This window comes from Neisseria sp. P0021.S007 (assembly GCF_051956855.1).
Genome location: NZ_JBQCXA010000272.1, coordinates 1 through 870, shown reverse-complemented (window position 1 = coordinate 870; position 870 = coordinate 1). Strand labels below are relative to the sequence as shown.

1 protein-coding gene and 1 pseudogene are annotated in these 870 nt (G+C 49.1%); both read left to right on the top strand.

Annotated features, from left to right (window positions below):
* Nucleotides 1-131: 131 nt before the first annotated feature.
* Nucleotides 132-701, top strand: a complete 570-nt coding sequence (locus tag ACTHUR_RS12750) for a tRNA (mnm(5)s(2)U34)-methyltransferase (protein WP_070713031.1) — start codon at nt 132-134, stop codon at nt 699-701.
* A 55-nt stretch (nt 702-756) separates the two neighbouring features.
* Nucleotides 757-870 (top strand): annotated as a pseudogene (locus ACTHUR_RS12745) (SirB2 family protein); the annotation flags it as partial.

Genomic DNA, 870 nt, shown 5'->3' with positions numbered 1-870 from the left:
CTGCCGCAGCTGCTCCGGTTCAAGTTGAGACTGTGCAACAACCTGCCGAATAAATGATGTAACGCATTCCTGTTTTTCAATACCTTACCGCTTTTGCGTTAGGGTATTTTTATTGTCAGACGACCTTTATCATGCTGCTTGAAAACATTCTTCCCTTTGCACACTCCCTGTTACGACAAGCCTTAAAATCAGGCGGCCACGCTTTGGATGCGACGGCCGGAAACGGGCATGATACTTTGCTGTTGGCGCAGTTGGTTGGCGAGACGGGTAGGGTGTGGGCGTTTGATGTGCAATCTAAAGCACTGGCGCAAACCCAAGGCCGTCTGAAAGAAAACGGTGTAGATGGTCGGGTAGTCCTGATACATGACGGCCATGAAAACCTTTTGTCTTATATCGACGAGCCTCTAGATGCCGCAGTATTTAATTTCGGTTGGCTGCCAGGTGGCGATAAAAGCTGTACGACTGAAGCGGAAAGCAGCATCCGTGCGCTGACGGATACTTTGGGTTTGCTGAAAGAGGGCGGGCTTGCCGTGGCGGTATTGTATCCGGGGCATGAAGCCGGCCGAATAGAGGCTGAAGCGATTGTGCAATGGGCGGAAACTTTGCCGCAGGAAGCCTTTGCCGTGTTACGTTATGGCTTTGTCAACCGCCGCAATGCACCTCCCTATCTGCTGGCGATTGAAAAGTTGCGTCAGAAATAGATGTTTGCGGTAAAATAGCTGCTTTGTTTTTCAACCTTTAACATAAGAAACTGCCATGCAATATCTGTTTGTAAAATACAGCCATCAGATTTTCGTTGCCATTACCATCCTGTTGTTCAACATCCGTTTTTTCCTGCTCTGGCGTCATCCTGAGAAACCGTTGTCAGGC

What these genes read in the sequence shown, in the direction of transcription:
- ACTHUR_RS12750 (WP_070713031.1), top strand. Translation starts at nt 132, where the DNA reads ATGCTGCTTGAAAACATTCTTCCCTTTGCACACTCCCTGTTACGACAA.